24 protein-coding genes are annotated in these 20,499 nt (G+C 69.1%); 15 read left to right on the top strand and 9 right to left on the bottom strand.

Annotated elements, in window-relative coordinates; all coding sequences use genetic code 11:
- Window positions 1-39 precede the first annotated feature (39 nt).
- The 13 genes from AC4EEV_RS06650 to csrA are packed head-to-tail and all read left to right on the top strand — an operon-like array spanning window position 40 to window position 10,438.
- Window positions 40-285 carry a flagellar FlbD family protein gene (locus AC4EEV_RS06650; protein ID WP_109045310.1) on the top strand — a complete coding sequence of 82 codons (246 nt, stop codon included), beginning with the start codon at window positions 40-42 and terminating at the stop codon, window positions 283-285.
- 3 nt (window positions 286-288) lie between these two features.
- Complete coding sequence (locus tag AC4EEV_RS06645) at window positions 289-1,107, top strand: motility protein A (protein WP_491330458.1); 819 nt, start codon at window positions 289-291, stop codon at window positions 1,105-1,107.
- Window positions 1,108-1,148: 41 nt separating this feature from the next.
- Window positions 1,149-1,907: an OmpA/MotB family protein gene (locus AC4EEV_RS06640; protein ID WP_491330457.1), complete on the top strand. Its 759-nt coding sequence runs from the start codon at window positions 1,149-1,151 to the stop codon at window positions 1,905-1,907.
- Between the two features lie 60 nt (window positions 1,908-1,967).
- Window positions 1,968-2,864 (top strand): flagellar motor switch protein FliM, encoded by an 897-nt coding sequence (locus tag AC4EEV_RS06635; RefSeq protein ID WP_133830482.1) that lies wholly within the window; start codon window positions 1,968-1,970, stop codon window positions 2,862-2,864.
- Complete coding sequence (gene fliN, locus AC4EEV_RS06630; RefSeq protein ID WP_109045314.1) at window positions 2,861-3,595, top strand: flagellar motor switch protein FliN; 735 nt, start codon at window positions 2,861-2,863, stop codon at window positions 3,593-3,595. Before AC4EEV_RS06635 ends, fliN begins: the two co-directional genes overlap by 4 nt.
- On the top strand, window positions 3,596-4,126 hold the full coding sequence (gene fliO, locus AC4EEV_RS06625; protein WP_285319395.1) for a flagellar biosynthetic protein FliO: 531 nt from the start codon (window positions 3,596-3,598) through the stop codon (window positions 4,124-4,126).
- On the top strand, window positions 4,123-4,986 hold the full coding sequence (gene fliP / locus AC4EEV_RS06620) for a flagellar type III secretion system pore protein FliP (RefSeq protein WP_491330456.1): 864 nt from the start codon (window positions 4,123-4,125) through the stop codon (window positions 4,984-4,986). The genes fliO and fliP overlap by 4 nt, the downstream gene beginning before the upstream one ends.
- On the top strand, window positions 4,986-5,261 hold the full coding sequence (fliQ, locus tag AC4EEV_RS06615; protein WP_109045316.1) for a flagellar biosynthesis protein FliQ: 276 nt from the start codon (window positions 4,986-4,988) through the stop codon (window positions 5,259-5,261). Before fliP ends, fliQ begins: the two co-directional genes overlap by 1 nt.
- A complete protein-coding gene (locus tag AC4EEV_RS06610) occupies window positions 5,258-6,016 on the top strand; it encodes a flagellar biosynthetic protein FliR (RefSeq protein ID WP_491330455.1) in 759 nt (252 codons plus the stop codon). Before fliQ ends, AC4EEV_RS06610 begins: the two co-directional genes overlap by 4 nt.
- Window positions 6,017-7,096, top strand: coding sequence for an EscU/YscU/HrcU family type III secretion system export apparatus switch protein (locus tag AC4EEV_RS06605; protein ID WP_491330454.1), 1,080 nt, complete (start codon window positions 6,017-6,019; stop codon window positions 7,094-7,096).
- Window positions 7,097-7,139: 43 nt separating this feature from the next.
- Window positions 7,140-9,185 (top strand): flagellar biosynthesis protein FlhA, encoded by a 2,046-nt coding sequence (locus AC4EEV_RS06600; protein WP_491330453.1) that lies wholly within the window; start codon window positions 7,140-7,142, stop codon window positions 9,183-9,185.
- Window positions 9,163-10,200: a hypothetical protein gene (locus AC4EEV_RS06595; RefSeq protein WP_491330452.1), complete on the top strand. Its 1,038-nt coding sequence runs from the start codon at window positions 9,163-9,165 to the stop codon at window positions 10,198-10,200. Before AC4EEV_RS06600 ends, AC4EEV_RS06595 begins: the two co-directional genes overlap by 23 nt.
- 4 nt (window positions 10,201-10,204) lie before the next feature.
- Window positions 10,205-10,438, top strand: a complete 234-nt coding sequence (gene csrA, locus AC4EEV_RS06590; protein ID WP_109045321.1) for a carbon storage regulator CsrA — start codon at window positions 10,205-10,207, stop codon at window positions 10,436-10,438.
- A 44-nt stretch (window positions 10,439-10,482) separates the two neighbouring features.
- Here the strand turns inward: csrA and AC4EEV_RS06585 are convergent, their stop codons facing one another.
- On the bottom strand, window positions 10,483-11,277 hold the full coding sequence (locus AC4EEV_RS06585; RefSeq protein ID WP_109045322.1) for a sigma-70 family RNA polymerase sigma factor: 795 nt from the start codon (window positions 11,275-11,277) through the stop codon (window positions 10,483-10,485).
- Window positions 11,278-11,503: 226 nt separating this feature from the next.
- On the opposite strand from AC4EEV_RS06585, the gene AC4EEV_RS06580 reads away from it, so the two are divergent.
- The gene (locus AC4EEV_RS06580; protein WP_491330451.1) at window positions 11,504-11,965 is read left to right on the top strand and encodes a hypothetical protein; all 462 of its coding nucleotides are present in this window, start codon (window positions 11,504-11,506) and stop codon (window positions 11,963-11,965) included.
- Between the two features lie 53 nt (window positions 11,966-12,018).
- Window positions 12,019-12,435, top strand: a complete 417-nt coding sequence (locus AC4EEV_RS06575) for an MmcQ/YjbR family DNA-binding protein (protein ID WP_491330450.1) — start codon at window positions 12,019-12,021, stop codon at window positions 12,433-12,435.
- An 81-nt stretch (window positions 12,436-12,516) separates the two neighbouring features.
- Here AC4EEV_RS06575 and AC4EEV_RS06570 read toward each other — a convergent pair whose 3' ends face one another.
- The 8 genes from AC4EEV_RS06570 to AC4EEV_RS06535 all read right to left on the bottom strand — a co-directional run bounded on the left by AC4EEV_RS06570 (window position 12,517) and on the right by AC4EEV_RS06535 (window position 20,404).
- Window positions 12,517-13,158, bottom strand: coding sequence for a winged helix-turn-helix transcriptional regulator (locus AC4EEV_RS06570; RefSeq protein WP_491330449.1), 642 nt, complete (start codon window positions 13,156-13,158; stop codon window positions 12,517-12,519).
- A 5-nt stretch (window positions 13,159-13,163) separates the two neighbouring features.
- Window positions 13,164-13,598, bottom strand: a complete 435-nt coding sequence (locus AC4EEV_RS06565) for a VOC family protein (protein WP_018761641.1) — start codon at window positions 13,596-13,598, stop codon at window positions 13,164-13,166.
- Between the two features lie 109 nt (window positions 13,599-13,707).
- On the bottom strand, window positions 13,708-14,769 hold the full coding sequence (locus tag AC4EEV_RS06560) for a sensor histidine kinase (RefSeq protein WP_491330448.1): 1,062 nt from the start codon (window positions 14,767-14,769) through the stop codon (window positions 13,708-13,710).
- A complete protein-coding gene (locus AC4EEV_RS06555) occupies window positions 14,766-15,437 on the bottom strand; it encodes a response regulator transcription factor (RefSeq protein ID WP_491330447.1) in 672 nt (223 codons plus the stop codon). Before AC4EEV_RS06555 ends, AC4EEV_RS06560 begins: the two co-directional genes overlap by 4 nt.
- A gap of 5 nt (window positions 15,438-15,442) precedes the next feature.
- Window positions 15,443-16,207, bottom strand: coding sequence for a DedA family protein (locus AC4EEV_RS06550; RefSeq protein ID WP_491330446.1), 765 nt, complete (start codon window positions 16,205-16,207; stop codon window positions 15,443-15,445).
- Window positions 16,208-16,216: 9 nt separating this feature from the next.
- Entirely contained in the window at window positions 16,217-16,972 is a 756-nt protein-coding gene (locus tag AC4EEV_RS06545) for a phosphatase PAP2 family protein (protein WP_491330445.1), read from the bottom strand.
- 130 nt (window positions 16,973-17,102) lie between these two features.
- Complete coding sequence (locus tag AC4EEV_RS06540) at window positions 17,103-18,692, bottom strand: S53 family peptidase (protein WP_491330444.1); 1,590 nt, start codon at window positions 18,690-18,692, stop codon at window positions 17,103-17,105.
- 314 nt (window positions 18,693-19,006) lie between these two features.
- The gene (locus AC4EEV_RS06535) at window positions 19,007-20,404 is read right to left on the bottom strand and encodes an MFS transporter (protein WP_491330443.1); all 1,398 of its coding nucleotides are present in this window, start codon (window positions 20,402-20,404) and stop codon (window positions 19,007-19,009) included.
- Between the last annotated feature and the right edge of the window lie 95 nt (window positions 20,405-20,499).

Genomic DNA, 20,499 nt, shown 5'->3' with positions numbered 1-20,499 from the left:
TAGGGAGGGAACGCCCACCCAACAGAGCAGAAACGGCCCATGATCGTTGTCACCCGCCTCAACGGCACCCGCTTTGCCGTGAATCCGGATGTGATCGAGCGGATCCACGAGAGCCCGGACACGCACCTGGTCACGCTCGACGGCGCCACGTACGTTGTGCGCGAAAGCCTGGCTGAGGTTGTGGAGCTGATTGCGAACTACCGGGCCTATGTTCTCCGCCGGGCACGTGACCTGCCCGCAGCCCCCGGGCATTCGCTCAGCCTTGTCCGGACGCCCGAGGAGTAACCCATGGATCCCGCAACAATCATCGGGCTGCTGCTGGCCTTCGGCTCCGTCTTTGCCATGGTCACCCTGGAAGGCGCCAGCGTGGAGGCTCTCCTGCTGCCGGCGCCGATGGTCCTGGTGTTCGGTGCCACCCTGGCGGTGGGCCTGGCCGGCAACACCCTCCGGGACACCCTCCAGGCGTTCAAGGACCTGCCCCGGGCATTCGTGGCCAAGCCGGCCAAACCGCAGGACAGCATCGACCAGCTGGTGGGGTTCGCGGAGATTGCCCGCGGCGACGGCCTCCTGGCCCTGGAGGATGAGGCCGGCAAGGCCAAGGACCCGTTCCTGGCCCGTGCCCTGCAAAACATCGCCGACGGCACGGACGCCGAAGAGCTGCGGATGCTCATGGAAGACGAGATCGACACCAAGCAGCGCCGCGACCGGATCTCCAGCAAGTTTTTCGCCAGCCTGGGCGGGTACGCACCCACCATCGGCATCATCGGCACGGTGGTGTCGCTGACCCACGTCCTGGAAAACCTCTCCACCCCGGACCACCTGGGCCCCATGATCGCCACCGCGTTCGTGGCCACCCTGTGGGGCCTGGTGTCCGCGAACTTCCTGTGGCTGCCGTTCAGTTCCCGGCTCAAGCGCCTCTCTGACCTGGAAATCGAGCGGATGACCCTGCTGATGGAAGGCATGCTCGCGGTGCAGAACGGCACCCAGCCGCTGCTGCTCGCCGAACGGCTCAACGCCATGGTTCCGGCCGGGCAGGCCAAAGGCAAGGGCAAAACCAAGGGCGCCCCGGCCGCCGGCGAGCTCTCGGACCTGGGCCGAGCCGCTTGAGCAGGCGCCGCCGCCGGAGCCACGAGCCGGAGGAAGAACACGTGGACGAACGGTGGATGGCGTCCTACATGGACATGGTCACCGTGCTCATGTGCATGTTCATCGTCCTGTTCGCCATGTCCACCGTGGACCAGGCCAAGTTCGACAAGCTCCGGAACTCCCTGGCCACCGGATTCGGCGCCGTGGCCACGCAGACGGTGGACACCGCCAGCGGAACCGTGGTGCCGCCCGAGCAGATCAACAAGGATGCCGAAGCCTTCTCCTCCCTGGAACTGGCCATCAAAGAGGTGGACCGGCTCACCGCCCTGCAGCAGAAAATGCAGTCGGACCTCAAGGCCGGCCAGTTGGACGCCAATGTCCAGTTCCAGGTCACCGAGCGTGGCCTGACCGTGAAACTGGTGGGTTCGCAGGCCTTCTTTCTGCCGGACCGGCCCGAGCTCACGCCGCGCGCCAGCCAGGTCCTGGACACCATCAGCCCCACCCTGGCCCCGGCCGGCCTGGAGATCATGGTGGAAGGCCACGCCGCCAACGGCATCACCTCGTTCCCGTCCACCTGGGAGCTGTCCTCCGCACGGTCCGTCAACGTGCTGCGCTACCTGGTGGACCGCGGGGGAGTGCCGCCGGGCAGGATCGGGGCGGTGGCGTTCGGGTCCGCCCGCCAGGTCAACGACGATTCCACCGAGGAACTCATGGAACTGAACCGCCGGGTGGATCTGGTGGTCCTCTCGGACAAGGCGGAGGCCATCCGGGCGCTCATCCCCGAAGCCATCAAAGTGGAGGCCGCGAAACCGGCCCCGTAAGGGACAAGAACACCGGCCCACCCGCTTACGCGCCGGGAACCGCTGCCGATAGTCCCACCCGTGAGTGAACTGGAGGACCGGCAGGCGCCACGGCAACGGACCGTGGACGTCTACGATTTCCGCAGGCCCACCACCTTGCCCCGGCAGCACAGCCGGGTCCTGGAAGTGGCGTTTGAAACATTCGCCCGGCAGTGGGGCACCCAGCTCACCGCGAAGGTCCGGGTGAAATCTTCCGCCACCCTGGACCAGCTGAGCATGCAGAGCTACGACGAATACGCCGCCTCCCTGCCGGCCGTCACCGCCATGGTCCTGTGCCGGATCGAAGGCAGCGAATCCCGGCTGGTCCTGCAGTTCCCGGCCACCGCCGCCCTGTCCTGGATCAGCCGGATGCTGGGCGGCGCCACGGACCCGGTGGTCCCGGAACGCAAGTTCACCCAGATCGAGCACGCCCTGGTGCGGCGCATGGTGGAGGACGGGCTGGAGGACCTGCGCTATTCACTGGGCTCCCTGCTGTCCGCGCCGCTGGCCATGGACGTGGTCCAGTACAACTCCCAGTTCGCCCAGGCGGCGGCGCCCGGCGAGCTGATGATCGTGGCCGCGTTCAGCGTCAAGGTGGGCGAGAACCACAGCGCCGCCACGCTGGCCATCCCGGCGGACGTGCTGCTCCCGGGCCTGGGTGCGGTCAACCCGATGGTTCCCACGGCCGACGCCGGCGCCCTGGTCCGTGCCCAGGTGGCGCAGGTGCCGGTGGACGTGGCCGTGCAGCTGGCGTCCGCGCCGGTGACGCCCGGACAGATCCTTGGCCTGGCCGTGGGCGACATCCTGCCCCTGCCGCACCGCGAGAACAGCCCGTTCGACGTCACCATCAACGGCACCCGGCTGGCCACCGCGGCCCCGGCCCGGAACGGTTCCCGTGCCGCCGCCGTCATTGTCACCACCGAGGAGAACCAGCGATGACCATCACTTTGAACCTGCACGAATCCTCGGCGCAGCAACTGGCCCTGCACCTGCCGCATCCGGCGGTGCTGTCCGTTTCCGGCATCGTCCCGCCGCTGGCGGCCGCCGCGTACGCGCCGCAGGGCATCGCGGCCACGTTCGTGGGCGCCGTGACGGCGGACCTGGCCCTGGTCCTGGCGGACCGTTCGTTCCTGGCTGCGGCCGGCGGTGCGGGAGCGGCTGCCGGCGGCGGGGCACCGGGCCTGGTGTCCGCCGTCGACATCCTGCGCCCCGCCATGGAGGCGGCTGCCGCGGTGTTCGACGCCGGCGTGCTGGGGGAGTTAAGGGAAGAGGACGCCGCCGGGCTGCTCTCGGACCCGGAAACCGCGGTGTTCGAACTGACGGACGGCACCAGCCCGGCCGGCTGGTTCGCGGTGCGGGTGCGCGAGCACGGCACCGTCCATGACGCCGGCCGCGGCTCCCGCCGGGATTCCGGCGTTCCGGCCCGGCTCAGCCTGATCAGCAACGTGGAAATGTCCCTGACCGTGGAGATCGGCCGCACCAGGATGTCCGTCCGGGACGCCTTGGCACTGGAACCGGGCAAGGTCATTGAACTGGACCGCTCCGCCGGTGCCCCCGCCGACGTCCTGCTCAACGGCCGCCTGATCGCCCACGGGGAAGTGGTGGTGGTGGACCAGGACTACGCCGTCCGCATCACCCGCATCCTGGATACCGCCGAGGGACTGGGGTAGATGGATTCAGTCATCCTGGGGCTGCGCGTGCTCGTGGCCCTTGGTGCGGTGCTGGGCCTGATGTGGTACCTGCAGCGCCGCCTGGGCAAGGCAAAAGGCCACGGCCGCCGCCGCGCCAACGGCACCCTGAGCGTGGTCAGCCGCCAGAGCGTGGGCCAGAAGGCCTCCGTGGTGGTGATCGACGCCGGGGACAAGCGCTTCCTGCTCGGCGTCACCGAACACAGCATCAACGTCCTGCATGCCGGGGAGATCCCGGTGGAAGCAGTGGACATCACGACGCCGGAGCAGCGGGCCGCGCTCCCGGCACCCGGGCGGGTGGCGGCGGCGCCGTCGGAGAGTTTCGCCGCCGTGTTCCAGGAGGCGGCGGGCATGCCCCGCCGGGCCGAGCTGCACCGCCGCGTGGGCCCCGCGGCCCTGCCCGGATCCAGGGTGTCCGGTCCCGGTGTGCCGGCGTCGAAGCTGCACGGCTCCCTCCTGGCCGGTTCCACCTGGCGGCAGGCCGCCGAAGCGCTCCGCGGACGCCGGAGTTGACCGGAACCGCGGCCGCCCGCCCGCGGCCCCGCCAGGCCGCCACGGCAACCCGGCTGCTGGCGGCCGCCGTCGCGGCGGTGCTGCTCGCCGTCGTCGTCCTCTGGCTGGGCGCCGCCCTGGCCGGAACCCCCGCGCACGCCGCCCCCGTCCCGGTGCCCACGCCCACCCCGCCCGCGGCCCCCGCCGAACCGGGCAACGGCAACGTGAGCATCAACATCAACGGCCTGGACGGCCAGCCCTCCACCGCCGTGGTCACCCTGATCGGCATCACCCTGCTGTCCGTGGCGCCGGCGCTGCTGCTGATGATGACGTCCTTCACCAAGATCTTCGTGGTGCTGGCCATGACCCGGAACGCCCTGTCGCTGCCGTCCATCCCGCCCAACCAGGTGCTTGCCGGGCTGGCCCTGTTCCTGTCCCTGTTCATCATGTGGCCGGTGATCCAGGACATCAACACCGCCGCGGTGCAGCCGTACCTGAACGGCAGCATCGACTTCGGCGGGGCCGTGTCCGCCGGTGCCGCGCCGCTGCAGCGGTTCATGCTGGGCCACACCCGGCAGGAGGACATCGCCCTGATGACGCGGGCAGCCAAGATGGCCAACCCGGCCAACCCGGAGTCGGTGCCGCTGCAGACCCTCATCCCGGCGTTCATGATCTCCGAGCTGCGGGCGGCGTTCATCATCGGGTTCGTCATCTTCATCCCGTTCCTGGTGATCGACCTGGTGGTCTCCGCCGCCCTGATGTCCATGGGCATGATGATGCTGCCGCCGGTGATGATCTCGCTGCCGTTCAAGATCCTGCTGTTCATCCTGGTGGACGGCTGGGGACTGGTCATCACCTCCCTGATCCAGAGCTACGGCTGATGGATACCAACGCCGTCCTGGACATCTGCCTCCAGGCCATGATCGTGGCGGCCAAGCTCTCCGCACCCGTGCTGGTCACCGCGCTGGTGGTGGGCCTGGCCATCTCGCTGCTGCAGTCCATCACCCAGCTCCAGGAAGCCACCCTGTCCTTCGTGCCCAAGGCCGTGGCGGTGGCCATCGCCCTGGTGGTGTGCGCGCACTGGATGATCACCGAGATGGTCTCCTTCACCAACGAGCTTTTCGCCCGCCTGCCCGGGTTGATCGGGGGAGCGTGAACATCCCCATCGACCAGGGCTGGCTGGAAGTGATGCTGCTGGCCTCCGTCCGGATGGTCGCGTTCCTGGTGGTGGCGCCGCCGTTCGCGCACCAGGCCATCCCGGCGCAGGTCAAGGCCATGCTGGGCATCGGGCTGGGCCTTGCCGTGTCCGGGCGCCTGGCAGCCGGGTACGTGCCCCTGGATACGGCCGGGTTCCTCACCGCGATCGTCCTGGAGCTGGCCACCGGCCTGGCCCTGGGGTTCCTGGTGTACCTGGTGTTCGCCGCCGTCCAGTCCGCGGGCAGCCTGATCGACCTCTCCAGCGGATTCCAGATGGCCCAGGCGTTCGATCCCCAGATGATGGTCAACGGCGCCCAGTTCACCCGGCTCCTGCAGATGGCGGCGCTGGCCCTGCTGTTCGCCTCGGACGGCTACCAGCTGGTGATCGGCGGCCTCACCGGCAGCTTCACGGCGTTCCCCCTGGCCGGCGGAATCGACCTCGCCCGGCCCGCCCAGGCAATGGTCCAGGCCGTCACCGGGATGTTCCTGTGCGCGGTGCAGATCGCCGGGCCACTGATGGTGGTCCTGCTGCTGGCCGACGTCGGCCTGGGCCTGCTGACCCGCGTGGCGCCGGCCCTGAACGCGTTCGCGCTCGGTTTCCCGCTGAAGATCCTGCTCACCCTGGCCCTGGCGGGTTTCCTGTTCCTGGGGCTGCCGCGGATCGTGGCCGTCCTCGCGGGGCAAGCCGTCAACACGCTGATGGGGGTGGGCTGAATGGCGGACTCGCAGGAGCGCACCGAGCAGGCCACGGACAAGCGGATGCGCGAGGTCCGGTCCAAGGGCCAGCTCAGCCGCTCGCAGGACCTCACCGCCTGGCTGGGTGTCGGTGCCGGCGCCGTGATGCTGCCGGCCACCATCGACCGGGCCGCCAACGCCGCCGTGGACCAGGTGTTCAGCATCCGTTCCGTGATGGAAAGCCCGGACCCCGGCAAGGCCCTGCACGCCCTGGAACTGGGGCTGGGCTCGCTGGCCGGCATCCTGGGGCCCCTGCTGCTGGTGGTGTTCCTGGTGGTGCTGGCCGGATCCGCCGTGCAGGGCGGGGTGCATTTCAAGAAGTTCCGCCCCGAGTTCGGCCATTTCAACCTGCTCAGCGGGCTCAAGCGGCTCTTCGGGATGCAGGCCGTGTGGGGCGGGCTGAAGGCGCTCCTGAAGGCGGCCGTCGTCGGCGTCGTCCTCTATTTCGTGGTCCAGCGCCTTATCCCTGTGCTGCTCACCGCCGGCGGGCTGCCGGTGTCCGGGGTGATCGCCGCGGCCACGGACGGCATCGGCTCCCTGGTGCAGTTCGCCGTGGCGGCGGGCCTGGTGCTGGCGGCCGCTGACGTGCTGGTGGTGATGCGCCGCAACCGCAAGAAGACGCGGATGTCCAAGAAGGAAGTCACGGACGAGAACAAGAACACCGAGGGCGACCCCCTGATCCGCTCGCACCGGCGTTCCCGGCAGCTGGCCATGAGCCGGAACCGCATGATCGCCGCCATCGCCGACGCCGACGTAGTGCTGGTCAACCCCACGCACGTGGCCGTGGCGTTGAAGTACGACGCCGGCACGTCGGCTCCGCGGGTGGTGGCAAAGGGGGCGGGGGTCATCGCCGCCCGGATCAGGGCTGAGGCGGAGGCCAAGGAGGTGCCCATGGTGCAGGACATCCCGCTGGCCCGGGCGCTGCATTCGGCGTGCGGACTCGGCCAGGAGATCCCGGTGGAGCTGTACCGGGCGGTGGCCGGGGTGCTGGCGTTCGTGATGTCCCTCAAAGCCCGCGGCGCCGCCCGCGGGATGCACCGGATGGCGGAAGTGCCATGACCGCCGCGCTGCTTGAACCCGACCGCCGTGAAAGGACCTCCGCATGAAGAAGCCGCTTGGCCCGTTGGCCGTTCCGGTGGGGATCGTGGGCATCGTGCTGCTGCTCGTGGTCCCCGTTCCGGCGCCGCTGCTGGACGTCCTGATTGTCTGCAACATCCTGCTGGCGCTGCTGGTGCTGCTGACCAGCATGTTCGTCAAGAAGCCGCTGGACTTCTCGGTGTTCCCCTCGCTGCTGCTGGTGGCCACGCTGTTCCGGCTGGGCATCAACGTGGCCTCCACCCGGCTGGTGCTGGGGCAGGGGTACGCGGGGCAGGTGATCGAGGCGTTCGGCCATGTCACGGTGGGCGGGTCCATGATCATTGGCGCGGTGGTGTTCCTGATCCTGGTGGTCATCCAGTTCGTGGTGGTCACCAAGGGTGCCGAGCGCGTGGCGGAGGTGGGTGCCAGGTTCACCCTGGACGCCATGCCCGGCAAGCAGATGGCCATCGACGCGGACCTGAACGCCGGCCTCATCACGGACGCGCAGGCCCGCAGCCGGCGCGCGGACGTCTCGGCGGAGGCGGACTTCTACGGCGCCATGGATGGTGCGTCCAAGTTCGTCAAGGGCGATGCGATCGCGGGCATCATCATTATCATCATCAACTTCATCGGCGGCATTGCCATCGGGGTGCTGCAACGCGGCATGAACGTGGGGGATGCGCTGGGCACCTTCGGGCTGCTGACCATGGGCGATGGCCTGGTCACGCAGATCCCCGCGCTGCTCATGGCCGTGTCCACCGGCATGATCGTCACCCGGTCCAACGCCGAGGAGGACATGGGCAAGACCGCGTCCTCCCAGCTGATGCAGTCGCCCACGGCCATGATGATCGCAGGGCTGGCCGCGGCCGCCATGGCCTTCATCCCGGGCATGCCCATCCTGCCGTTCCTGCTGGTGGCCGCGCTGCTGCTGTTCGGTTCGCGGCGGCTGGCCGCAGACCAGAAGGCCCGGGCCGACGCGGCGGCGGCGGAGGAAGCCTCGCTGCTGCCGGAGGAGGACCCGAACGAGCGTCTGCTCGAGGACATGCGGGTCCACCCGGTGGAGATCCTGCTGGCCCCGGACCTGGTGGACATCGTCTCCGGAGCCTCGGATGACCTGCTGGCCCGGGTGCGTTCCCTGCGGCATAAGATCGCCATGGACCTGGGGCTGGTCATCCCGCCTGTCCGCACCCGGGACAGCGTGGAGCTGCCACCGGCCACCTACGTGATCCGGATCGCCGGGGTGGAGGCCGGCCGCGGCACCGCCCCGGCCGGGCGGATGCTGGCCTTGGGCGACTTCCTGGACGCCCTGCCCGGCGCCTCCACCGTGGAACCCGTGTTCGGGCTGGCCGGCAAGTGGATCCCGTCCGAGATGCGGCACAGCGCGGAAATGACCGGCGCCACCGTGATCGACCGCGTCTCGGTGCTGGTGACGCACCTGTCCTCGATCGTTACGGCCAACGCGGCGCGGCTGCTCTCGCGGGAGGACGTCCGGGTGCTCACCGAAGGTGTCCGGAAGCTGAGCCCGGCGGCCGTGGAGGAACTCACCCCGGGGCTGCTGTCCCTGGCGGAGATCCAGCGGGTGCTGCAGGGCCTGCTGGAGGAGCAAGTCCCCATCAACGACCTCCCACGCATCTACGAGGCCCTGGCGCTGCGGGCGAAAGCTTCCACTGATCCCGAGGCGCTGATCGAGGCGGCCCGGCAGTCGCTGGGCCCGGCGCTGGCCGCGAAGTTCCTGGACGGCGGGGTGCTGCACGTGATCATGATCGATCCGCTGCTGGAGCAGTCCATGCTGGAGGACCTCCGCCCGGGGGAGGGCGGCACGCAGATCGTCATGAACCAGGCCCGGCTCGACGCCGTGCTGGGCTCGGTCAAGCAATCCATGGAATCCGCCGCGGCGGCGGGGCGGCAGCCGGTGCTGGTGTGCGCGCCGGCGCTGCGGCCGGCGGTGCGGCGGCTGGTGGCAGGGCCCGACGGCGGCGTGCAGGTTTTGTCCTACCGCGAGGTGACAGCCGCGAACGTGGGCATCGAGACGATGGGGGTGGTGCGGCATGCCGAAGCAATTCAGGCTTAAGGGGTCCTCGCTGGAGGCCATCCGGGACAAGGCCGTGGCCCAGTACGGGCCCGGCGCCCGGATTGTCGCGGCCGAGAAAGTGACCAACCCCGGGTTCGGCGGCCTGTTCGCCAAGGACCGGTTCGAGGCCACGGTGGAGGTGCCGGACGGTGCTGCCTCCGCTGGCGTTGGCGCGTCTGTGCAGGCGCCTTTGGCAACCGCGACGCCGGCACCGGGCACGGCTGCCAACGCCCACGCCGGACTCCGGCGCCCCGCTATTGCCGCCCTGCTGGAGCAGGCGGACCAGAGCGAGCTGCGGCTCCACGGCCGGGGTGGCGGGCTTGGCGCTGCTTCAGGTTCTCCGCACGTCCCGTCCGCTGCCGCGCAAGCCGCGGAGCCCGTGGAGCCCGTGCCGGTTTCGACGGCGCGGGCCGACTTCGCCGGACTGTTAGCGCAGCTGGGTGCCGAATACGGCAAGCCGCTTGCCGCCGTCGAACCTTCCCCGGCGCTTCCCGCAGGTGCTCCGGGTGAGGCCGTTGGCCAGGCAAAGACCCGTCCGAAAGCTCCGGCACCGCTCACCGGTGCCGGGGACCTGGTGCTGCTCCTGGGGCTTGGCGACGACGCCCTGGGCCCGGCCCTGGAGATGTCCCTGGCCGCGGGGGGCTGCGATGTCCGGACCAGCGGCAAGCTGACCGCGTTCGGCCACCTGCACGTGGCGGACCGGCAGGGCGCGACGGCGGCGCGCGCCTCGGCCGTGGCCACCGGGCAGGCGGTGCTGCTGGCGTTCGGGCTGGGCAGCCCGCGCGACGTCGCAGGCCACGCAGCCGTGATCGCAAGCCTCGGCGCTGACCAGGCCTGGGTGGTGGCGGACGCCCGCCGGAAAACCGACGATACCGCTGCCTGGCTGACGGCACTGCGGAACCTGACCGCTGTGGACGCGCTCGCCGTCGTGGGTTCGCAGGACACCCTGACCCCGGGAACAGTGCACGGTTTGGGGCTGCCCGTCGGTTGGCTGGACGGCAGAAAGGTAGATTGAGTACATGTTGGTTCTGACGCGCAAGCCGGGCGAGAAAATCATGATCGGGGATGACATTGTCATCACCGTCATGGAGGGGCGCGGCGACGGCGTGCGGATCGGGATCGAAGCCCCCCGCGGCGTCACCATCCAGCGCAGCGAGGTGGTGGAAGCCATCGCAGCAGCAAACGTCGCAGCAGCGCAGGCGGGCCCGGAAACCGAAGAGCTCCTGAAGGCGTTCCTCCCGCCCGCGGACTGACGCTTCCGCCGGGGTTGGGTCCCTGGCACGTGCGGCGGAAAGCCTTACGCCGAGAGGACCGGGCGCGTGATGCCGCCGTGGGTGGCGGCGCCCATTTGGGCCATGTAGTCGTTCCGGCGGCGGGCGTTGATTCGTGACTCCGGCGCGTGGGTGGTGCCGGGGTCGTCGGCGTAGTGCGCGGCCAGGCCGTCGCGCATCAGCCGGATGGCTTCTGCACGCTGCTGGGAGACGGCGGCGTGGGTGGATCCGAGTTCGGCGGCAAGCTCCTTGACGGTGCGGCCGGCGAGGTAGATCTCTTCCACCACGTAGCGCATCTTGGCGGGCAGCGCCGTGACGGCGGCGCGAAGGTACTTGACGCGTTCATCCGCCAGCACTGCGTGTTCGGGGGACGCCGTTTCCGCAGCGAACGTTTCCACAATGACGTCGTCCAGCGGAGTGAGGGTCCGGGCGGCGTCGGCCAGGGCGGCTTCCACCACGCTTCGCTCCACTCCGAGGGATGACGCCATCTCCGACACCGTGGGGTTCCGGCCCAGGAGTCCGCGCAGGGTTTCCTCCACGGCCATGGTTTCCTTGATGCGTTTGCGGGCCGAGCGTGTGGCCCAGTCCTGGGAGCGCATCTCGTCCGCGAAGGCACCGATGATACGACGGCGGGCGAAGGCTCCGAAGGGAACGCCCAGGGCAGGATCGAAGGACTCCGCGGACGTGATCAGCGCGATGGACCCCACCGACGCGAGGTCGTCACGCGACAAATGGGAGGCTTTGGCGCACACCTCGGAAACCAGATAACCCACTAAGGGGAGGTGCTGGAGGACCAGCTCGTTGCGGTGTTCGCGATCCAAAAAAAGTCCCCCCACGAGACTGTAGTGATGGTGCTGCCGCGCAGCACTGAGCGAAGACTATCACCTCAAAGCGACCCATTACGTGTACTGTCATGCAAAAGACGGCGCGGATTTCGCATCTCCGCGGCGGCAGAACTCCATAGTGATTGGGGAACCATTGGGGGCAGATGGACTTTCCGCGACGTTGTGGCGCGAAAGACGGCAACTCGAGCTGTTGAATTTCCGCTTGGAAACGCAGCTCCTGTACCTGGGCACGGGCAAAACCCAATGGTTAACGTTCACATCCGCGGACCTGGAAGCCGTCCTGGAGAAGCTCCGCTTCGAGACCCTCGCCCGCAATATCGAGGCCGCCGCGGTCGCCGCAGAGTGGGGCGTTCCCGGCGAACCGGACCTTCAGCGCCTGGCCGCGGCGGCGCCCGAAGGCATCTGGGGCGAGCTCCTGCTGGACCACCGGCGCGACATGTCCCTGCTGCTCCAGCACATCCAGTCCGCCATAGAGGCGAACCGGGAGGCGCTGAAGTCCGCGCTGGAGGGCGTGGCCCGGGACCTGGATGCGGTCGCGTCGTCCCCCGAGCCGGCCGACGAACTCTCGGTCCTGGCCCGGCAGGCCAACGCGGCGCACGCCCTTGCCGTGGTGGAAAATTGTGGGCAGCCGCTGGTGGCGGAGTTCCTGGGCGCCACCGAGTAGGAGCCCGGCGCAGGGCATTGCGGCCGGTCACGGCGCGGGGCTACGTTGTGGCGATGGAGCGCAAGGCAACACTGGGCGACATTGATGCCATCTGCAGGGGCCTTCCCGAGGTTGTGCTGGGGACCTCCTGGGGTGACCGTCCCACCTACAAAGTGCCGCACGGACCCAAGGGCCGGGGCTTCTTGCTGTACCGGACCCCGCACAAGACGGCGATTAATCCGGAATCCGGCGAGCCGTACCAGGACCTGCTGGTCATCGTGGTCCCGGACGATGCCGCGAAGTCAGCCCTGGTGGAGGACCCGTCGCTTCCGTTCTTCACCGTGCCCCACTTCAACGGGTACAACGCCGTCCTGGTGCAGGAGTCCCGGCTTGGCGAGATGTCACGCGAAGAGCTGGCGGAGATCCTGGTGGAAGCCTGGGCGGCCCGGGCACCCAAAAGGCTGGTCAAGGAGTTCTTCGCCGGCCGTTGACGCACGACGCCGGCCCGCGACGTGCCCCATGACGCCCCGTTAGCTGGGTGGGCCTCAGCCACAAGGAGCCGCCGCACACTGTCAGGCCGCCAGGTGGAAGGTGTCCGCAAAGCGGCGGAGGAGGTCTCCCGGCCCGCTCAGCACCCGGACCACGCCGCTTTCGATCGCGCGGTCTGGTGCCATGTCGCCGGAGATGAGCAGCCGGATGTCCGGCCCGGTGGAAAAGGCGAGGTCCGCCGCGCCGTCACCGCGAATGACGTCGAGGCTCGGTCCCTGGACCCTGATCAAAAGGTCGGCGGAACCAAAGTGGGCCGCATAGGCCGTGACAGGAAGGGCGGCCGCCACATCCGGCCGGAACGCGGTGCGCAGGTCCATGGTCATCGAGTCGGGGCTGATGATCTGGTCCTCGCGTGGATCGCCCATGGCCTTGAAGCCCCAGGCGCCCAGCGCGAGGACCACCGGTTCGAGTTCCCGTCCGTACGGCGTGAGCTCGTAGACGATGACCCGCGAGCGTGGCGCACGGCGGATCACGCCGGCCGCCTGCAGTTCCTTGAGCCGCGCGGCCAGGATATTGCTCGGGATCCGTGGCAGGCCCTCGGCGAGCTCACCGTAGCGGCGCGGCCCTACGAGCAGGTCGCGGACGATCAGCAGGGCCCACCGTTCGCCGACGATCTCCATGGCCCGCGTGATGCCCGAGTACTGTCCGTAGTCGCGTGCGGCCATGAACCTCAGGCCTGCTGGTTCATGAAGGCTTCCGGGCCCTGTTCGGCGGCAGCGGCTTCCATGTAGCCAAACTCAAGGATGTTGCCGTCCGGGTCCGTCAGCTGGCGCTGGTACATGAAGCCGTAATCGGAAGCGGGCTGGGCCTCGGTCCCGCCTGCTGCCAGGCCACTGGCAACGCTGGCGTCCACTGCATCCCGGCTCTCCAGGAAGATTGCGGTGGTGGCCGATACGGTCGCGGACGGGTCGCCGATGGGCCGGTCGCTGAAGGTCTGGAAGTACTCGCGGACCAGGAGCATGAAATAGCTGTGGTCTTCCTCCACCACCACGCATGCGGCGTTGTGGTCAGTGAAGAGCGGGTTGATGGTGAAACCCACCGCCGTATAGAACGCCTTGGCGCGCTCCAGGTCAGTCACCGGCAGGTTTACGAACATTGCGGTCATCACAGTCTCATTTCCCAAGATGGAGTGGATAACCACGATACTTGCAAAAAACAAGTGAGGGGTCAATACCCAGACTGCATGCTTCCAATCCGTTCGTTCAGCCCGCCCTTCAGTCCCGCGCCAGCGGCAGTGCCAGCCTCATGGTCGTGCCGTCGGATCCGGTCCGCTGTACGTCCACGGTGCCGCCGGCTGCGGTGGCGATGTCGCGGACCAGGGCCAGGCCTATGCCAAAGCTGCGCCTGCCCCCGGATCCGTCCAACCCCGGGGCGCGGACGAACCGGTCAAAGATCCGGCCGGGGTCCACGCCGGTGATCCCGGTTCCGGTGTCTGCCACCAGGACCACGGCCCGCGATCCCTCAACACTGGTGCTGATGGTGATGCTTCCGCCGGAGGGGGTGTGGGCCAGCGCGTTATCGGCTAGGGCCAGGATGGCGCGCCGCAGCGAGCCGGGATCCGCGCGCACCCACGCCATGCCGGCCCCGGAGAAGTCCAGCCGGACGCCCTGTTGGCCGGCCAGGCCCTGGAGACTTTCGGCGGCGGACCGGGCAACCGCCGCGACGTCCACCGGCTCCGGGACAACGTCCCCGGACGCGCCGGCGGATCCGCCGGGGGATCCGGTCGCCGCCAACAGGAGTTCGTTGACGATGCCCGTCAGCGTGGCCGTGTCCTCCCGGATCTTCGCCAACGCCTGCGCCGGCTCGGACCCGGGCTCGGCCTTGCGCTGCGCCAGCTGGATACGGGTATCAAGGATCGCCAGCGGGGTGCGGAGTTCATGGCTGGCGTCCTGGACGAAGCGCCGTTGCCTGGCCAGGGCCTCGCCCAGCGGCCGGATGGCACTGCGGGCGCTGATCCAGCCCACCACACCGGCCAGCACGATGCCCCCCAGCCCGGCCAGGATCATGCCCTCGATCAGGTCCTTCGAATCCAGGTAGGTGTAGGCCTTGCCGGCGGTGGAACCGGGCGGCGTGGGATGGGCCAGCTTGTTCATGAGGCACACCGTGGCGGCGGTAAGCAGCACCAGCACCAGGACGGCCACGCCGGCGCTGATCCGCAGTGCCACCCTCAGCGACGCGCGGCGGAGGATGTCCTGGTCCGCGTCCCCGGAGCCGGAGTGGGACACGCCGGTGGAGCCAGGGCCGGAGGAGCCAACACCGGAAGAGGAAGAGGTCATGAGGGGTCGCCGATCTGGTAGCCCACGCCGTGGACGGTGCGGATGACGGTCCGGGAGATCTTGCGGCGCAGGTGGTGGACGTAGGTGTCGATGACGCCGGGCTGGTCCGTGGACTGGAAATGCGCGGCGAGCAGGTCGTCGCGGGTGAACACCCTGCCGGGTTCGGCGGCCAGCGCCGCCAGGACTTCGGCTTCCTTGGCGGTCAGCGTCACCACCTCGCCGTAGGCGGAACGGACAGCGCGCGACGCCGGATCGAAGTCCCAGCTGCCGATGCCCACCGGTCCCGCGGGCGGAGCAAAGGTGCGCGTCAGTGCGCGCAGCCGCGCCGCCAGCTCGCCGGCGTCGAACGGTTTGGTCATGTAGTCGTTGGCGCCGGTGTCCAGCCCGCGGACCTTCTCGTCCGTCTCGCCCAGCGCGGTGAGGATCAGGATGGGGGTGGCGATGCCTTTGGCCCGGAGCGCCGCGATGACGGCCAGTCCGTCCATGACGGGCAGGCCGCGGTCAATGACCATCACGTCCCAGGGCTGCGTCAGCCCCAGGTGCAGGGCTTCCTGGCCGGTGGCAGCGAGCCGGATCCGGTAGTCCGGCTCCAGCAGTTCCGCGATCAGTGGCCCCAGCGCGGGATCGTCCTCGGCGAGCAGCAAGGAGGGCCGGTCCGCGGTGGTCATGCGGCCTATTCTTCCGTGAATTCGTCCTGCCGGGCGCTGCTGCCCACCGTGTCGAGGTGCTGCGGGGCACCCGCGGAAGCGTCGTCGTCGTACTCTACGGACGGGTCTGCGGCGGCGCGGCGGTTGGCGCGGCGACGCTTGAGGTATTCCACGGCCCAAGGAACCACGGACACCAGGACCATGAGCACGGCAATGACGTCGATGTTCTTGGCGATGATTTCGTAGTGCCCCAGCCAGGTGCCCAGGAGGGTCACGGACGTGGCCCAGGCGGCGGCTCCCACAATGTTCCACAGCGTGAAGGCCTTGTACCCGTAGCGGGCGGTGCCGGCGGTCAGCGGGGCGAACGTCCTGATGATGGGGACGAAGCGGGCCAGCACCACGGCAGCGCCACCGTGCCGGCGGAAGAAGTCCTCGGTGGCGGTGAGGTGGGCGGTCTTCAGGACCTTGGCGTCGTCCTTGAACCAGCGCCGGCCGAACCGACGTCCCAGCAGGTAGCCCACCTGGTCGCCGGCGATGGCGGCGGCCGTGATCACGCCGATCAGGACGGGGAGGGCCAGCTGCAGCTGCTGGTGCAGGAGCCCGGCGGTGAAGAGCAGCGAATCCCCGGGCAGGAACGGGAACAGGACGCCGGATTCGATGAAGACCATGCCGGCGATCACGCCCAGGGCTGCCGGTCCCAGGCCGCTCAGCAGGCCGGCGGGGTCCAGCAGGGACGGTGATCCGGTGGTGGCCATGGCGGTGACCAGGTCAGGGGTGAGGAAGCTGTGCATGGGGGTCCTTTAGCGTCGGCTGGACGGGGTGGTGAGCGCGGCGGGCAGGCGGTCGAAGAGCCGGGGAGCATAGCGGTTCCAGAGCCCGGCGAGCAGCACGAAGGCGGCGCTCGCGGCCAGGAACGAGGCCGCCACGTCGGTGGGGTAGTGCACGCCGACGTACAGCCGGGACCATGCCACGATGACGGCGACGACGGCGCCGGCCGCGGCCACCAGCTTGGACCAGCGGGTGCCCCGGGCCAGGAAGTACAGGGCGAAGGCCAGGGCGACGGCGAAGCTGACGTGGCCGCTGGGGAAGCTGTTGGATCCGGTCTCCGGCGAGAGGGGGTCGAACAGCAGCGCCGGGTTGGGCCGCTGCCGGGCGACGATCAGCTTGAAGGCTTCGCTGGCCACCCAGCCCGAGCACGCCACCACGCCGAAGGCAACAGCCGTGGCCAGGTCGCGGCGCACCAGCAGCACCACCAGGGCGATGACGGCGATCAGGCCCAAGCCTGCCACCGGGCCGAACAGGAGGTTGATGCCCATCGCGACGGCGGTCAGCACGGCAACGTGGTGCGTGCTGAGGTCCTGGTCCACGTGCAGTTCGGCGGCGGTGTCGCCGGGCAGGAGCTGCACCGTGAAGCCGAGGGCGACGACGGCGGCGCACAGCAGCGCGCCCAGCAGCAGCCAGTGCCGGGCCTGGGGGAGCACGGGGAACCGGGTGCGGGCGGCGGCGATGGTGCGGGGGCCGGCTATTGTCTTGTGGGCTCGGGTTGGTCCGTTCACGAATCCTCCGGGATGGTCCTGCGGCGGACAGGGTTCTGTCCGTGGTCTCTGTTTCGATCCTTCCCCAGGGTTCCTAAGAAAGGCTTAAGAAACGTGACCGCCGCAGGGCCGCCGAAGGCGCCCTGTCAGGTCATGGGCCGGCCGAGATCGCGGTGAGGAGCGCAGCTCCGTCGGGGCTGCCGAGGCCGGTGCACGGGTCCCAGCCGGCGGCGGCCTTGTAGGTGCCGTTGTTTCCGGCGGTGATGTCGCGGAAGGCCGCCTTGTTTCGGTACAGCAGCGGCTGGATCTGCCCGAAGGTGCGGCTGGTGGACTCCGCCAGGAGTGCGATGAGTGCCGCCCAGAGCGGTGCCACGGCGCTGGTGCCGCCGATGACCATGTCCGTGCCGTCCACCCGCACTTTGTAGCCGGTCTGGGGGTCGGCCACTGCGCTGACGTCCGGCACTCCGCGGCCTTTCGGCCCTGCGGGGTGGTGGCCGCCGTGATGCGCGGACTGGCCGGACTGCCACGCGGGGACGGGGAAGGTATCGCTGTAGCCGCCTCCGGTGGCAGAGTGCGGGCCGTCGTTCCACACCGTCTCGGAGGTGATGGTCCCGGTTCCGGGGTCAGCGTCGAGGCGCGTTCCGCCGCAGGCCAGCGCGTGGGGGCTGGAGGCGGGGAAATCGGCGTGGTCTTTGCCGTCGGTGGCGCCGTCTGCGCTGCCGTTGTCCCCGGCGGCGGCGGTGACGGTCACGCCGAGTGCCGTGGCGTCGGCCAGGGCCTGGTCGAAGGCTGTCCGGGCCTGGGCGGTCCAGTCGTCCTCGCTTTGGCCCCAGCTGATGCTGATGGACGTGGGTGCCGGGGCGGCGTGGGAGGCGTTGATGATGGCGTCGAGGAATCCGGCGTCGGTGTTGGGGGCGAAGTAGACCGGAATGTCCGCCTGAGGCACCAGGGCGCCCACCACTTCGATGTCCAGGAGGACTTCGCCGTCCGCGCCCGTGGGGTCCTGTCCGGGATGGTTCGCGGCGCCGTCGACCCCCACTGCCCGCACCGTGGGCCCGGTGATGCCCAGTTCGGCGAAGTAGGCGTCCAGGTCGGATTGGGCGAAGCCGCCGCCGAGTTCGATGATGGCCACGGTCTGGCCGGCGCCGCCGCCGCCCGCGGGGAAGTTGTAGATCCGGGCAAGCTCGGGCGGTGTGTAGCTGGTCCCGGACGCCGCCCGCGGAATGGCATGGAACTGGGCGCGCGCCTGGGGCCGGTCATCAAGGCCCAGTACCGCCGTGACAACGCCGTCCAGTTCCGCGGGGATCTCCAGCCCACCGGTCCTGTGCCGGTGGGTGACATCGTGGCCGTGCGGACCGCTGCTGGTGACTTCCTCCAGGCTGGTGCCGAAGATCCGGCTCAGCACCTCCACCGTCCCGGCGAGGCGGATGCGGCGGGAGGCGGCGTCGGCCTCGACAACCTCGGCGCCGAGCCGGGTGAAGGTCTCGGTGGCAAGGTTCAGGTCAGCGTCGGAGGCGCCGTGGCGGGCTGCCAGTTCGTCGCGGGTCAGGGGCTGGGCGGGCTCGCTGGAGGTCTCCGGCAGCGGTTCCTGGCGGCGCAGGATCACGGTGACCTCGATCCTGTGCGCGGGATTGGCAGGACCCAGGGTGTTTTGGATCCGTGCCGCCGCGGGGCGTTCTGAGCCGGGGAGGGGGACACGGCTCTCTGCGTGCTCGGGGGTGGGGTTGGTGTGCTCAGACATGGGATGGCTCCGTTCGTGGTCAGGCAAGGCCAATTGTGCTCCGCGCCACTGACAATGAACAGGGAACATTGGTCCCTCCGGAGCGGCCGGCGACGCACCAGTTCCCCTCCGCCGCGCATATTCCGTTGCGCGCCAGTTATGTGGGTGCATGGAGAACCGCGGCAGCGCACGACGGCGGTCCCCGCTCCTTGAGCGGACGCAGCCCGTCCTACCGAACGCCCACCCACCTGCATAGACAACGGACGGCGGCGCGGACCCTTCAACAGGATCCGCGCCGCCGTCCAACCACAGCCGCCCAGCGATTGGGGACTCCGTCAGGGGGACAGCTCCTCAAGCACCTGGCCCTTTGTTTCGACGGCGAAGAAGATGGTGATCAGGCCGCCGATGAGGGCAACGGCCGCGAACACCGTGAAGACCAGGCTGATGCCGTAGTTGTCCACGATCCAGCCCACCAGGATGGGGCCGATCGCAGAGCCGGCCCGCAGCCAGGCGCTGCCGAAACCGGTGCCGATGGCGCGGAGCCGGGTGGGGTAGAGCTCGGCGGAGTAGAGGTAGAGGGAAAAGGAAATGGTTTGCAGGATTGCGTAGGCGATGCTGGCGAACACCACCACTTGCGTGGCTGAGACGGCACCCAGTGCGGTGAGGATGACCAAGGGAACGGTGGCGGCGAGGAAGGCGACGGAGTACCAGCGTTTCCGTCCCACGCGGTCGATGAGCAGCGCGCAGAGGATCGAGGCCACCACGCCCACTGCCGAGGTGACCCAGCCGTAGGCGAGGCTGGTCTGGAGGGGGAGGTTGAAGGCCTGTTTGTAGAGCGTTGGGAGCCAGGTGACCAGGCCGTTGTTGACCATGTAGACGCAGATCCAAAGTGCCCAGATCATCAGGGTGCGCTTCTTGTAGATGCCGGAGAACAGTTCACGCCAGTCGGTGCGGGCGGTGGCCTTGGGGTCAACAGGCCGCAGGACGGGCTCCGAAAGGGTGTGACCTGCCTTGACGGCCTCCTTTTCCAGCATGGCGACGACGGTTTCGGCCTTCTGGACGTGGCCTCTGGCGGCGAGCCAGCGCGGGGACTCGGGCATGAGCCAGCGCATGGGAATGGTGAGCAGGGCGGGGATGATGCCGACGACGAACATCGCCTTCCAGCCCACGACGGGGACGAGGAAGTACCCGGCGATGCCGGCGAACATGAGCCCTACAGGGAAGATCACCTCGTAGAGGAGGAAGAACCGGCCGCGCTTCTTGGCGCCGACGAATTCATTGATGTAGGCGCTCGCCACGGGTACCTCGCCCCCGGTGCCGATGCCCTGGATGAATCGGAAGATGATCATCGAGGTGGCGCCCCAGGCGAACAGGCAGGCGATGTCCATGGAGACAAACAGGAGGATGGTGAAGAGCAGGACCGGCAGGCGTCCGATCCTTTCGGCCAGGTGCCCGAAGAAGAGTGATCCGAAGATCTGGCCGACGTACCCGGCCGAGAGGATCATGCCGATTTCGCCGGCGTTGAGGTGCCATTCGGCGGACAGTTGCGGCATGGCGAACGCGATCGCCAGGACGGTGTAGGCGTCGAAAAATGTGGCTGACCCGATGACCACGCGGATCAGGGTCAGGCGCCGCGTGAGCGGAAGCCGCTCGAGCCTGGCTACGAGCTCTGCATTCATCCTGGCGGCGTTCGGGCTGCCGGCCATGGTGGTGGTGTTGTTCGGCTCGCGCATTGCGAGTCCTCCTTCTCCAGCTGCGATGCTGGGGTCCTCATTGACCAAGAGTGGAGATGGCTTAAGCCTAGGGGAGGGTGGCGGGCGGTTGACCC

The organism is Pseudarthrobacter sp. MOO14, assembly GCF_058267675.1.
Note: the sequence above shows the minus strand (reverse complement) of the source record. Positions and strands in the feature narration are given on the sequence as shown.

Coding starts and splice junctions, on each gene's coding strand:
- AC4EEV_RS06650 (WP_109045310.1), top strand. CDS start 40: ATGATCGTTGTCACCCGCCTCAACGGCACCCGCTTTGCCGTGAATCCG.
- AC4EEV_RS06645 (WP_491330458.1), top strand. CDS start 289: ATGGATCCCGCAACAATCATCGGGCTGCTGCTGGCCTTCGGCTCCGTC.
- fliN (WP_109045314.1), top strand. CDS start 2,861: ATGACCATCACTTTGAACCTGCACGAATCCTCGGCGCAGCAACTGGCC.
- fliO (WP_285319395.1), top strand. CDS start 3,596: ATGGATTCAGTCATCCTGGGGCTGCGCGTGCTCGTGGCCCTTGGTGCG.
- fliQ (WP_109045316.1), top strand. CDS start 4,986: ATGGATACCAACGCCGTCCTGGACATCTGCCTCCAGGCCATGATCGTG.
- AC4EEV_RS06605 (WP_491330454.1), top strand. CDS start 6,017: ATGGCGGACTCGCAGGAGCGCACCGAGCAGGCCACGGACAAGCGGATG.
- AC4EEV_RS06600 (WP_491330453.1), top strand. CDS start 7,140: ATGAAGAAGCCGCTTGGCCCGTTGGCCGTTCCGGTGGGGATCGTGGGC.
- AC4EEV_RS06595 (WP_491330452.1), top strand. CDS start 9,163: ATGCCGAAGCAATTCAGGCTTAAGGGGTCCTCGCTGGAGGCCATCCGG.
- csrA (WP_109045321.1), top strand. CDS start 10,205: ATGTTGGTTCTGACGCGCAAGCCGGGCGAGAAAATCATGATCGGGGAT.
- AC4EEV_RS06575 (WP_491330450.1), top strand. CDS start 12,019: ATGGAGCGCAAGGCAACACTGGGCGACATTGATGCCATCTGCAGGGGC.
- AC4EEV_RS06570 (WP_491330449.1), bottom strand. CDS start 13,158: ATGGCCGCACGCGACTACGGACAGTACTCGGGCATCACGCGGGCCATG.
- AC4EEV_RS06565 (WP_018761641.1), bottom strand. CDS start 13,598: ATGACCGCAATGTTCGTAAACCTGCCGGTGACTGACCTGGAGCGCGCC.
- AC4EEV_RS06560 (WP_491330448.1), bottom strand. CDS start 14,769: ATGACCTCTTCCTCTTCCGGTGTTGGCTCCTCCGGCCCTGGCTCCACC.
- AC4EEV_RS06555 (WP_491330447.1), bottom strand. CDS start 15,437: ATGACCACCGCGGACCGGCCCTCCTTGCTGCTCGCCGAGGACGATCCC.
- AC4EEV_RS06550 (WP_491330446.1), bottom strand. CDS start 16,207: ATGCACAGCTTCCTCACCCCTGACCTGGTCACCGCCATGGCCACCACC.
- AC4EEV_RS06540 (WP_491330444.1), bottom strand. CDS start 18,692: ATGTCTGAGCACACCAACCCCACCCCCGAGCACGCAGAGAGCCGTGTC.
- AC4EEV_RS06535 (WP_491330443.1), bottom strand. CDS start 20,404: ATGCGCGAGCCGAACAACACCACCACCATGGCCGGCAGCCCGAACGCC.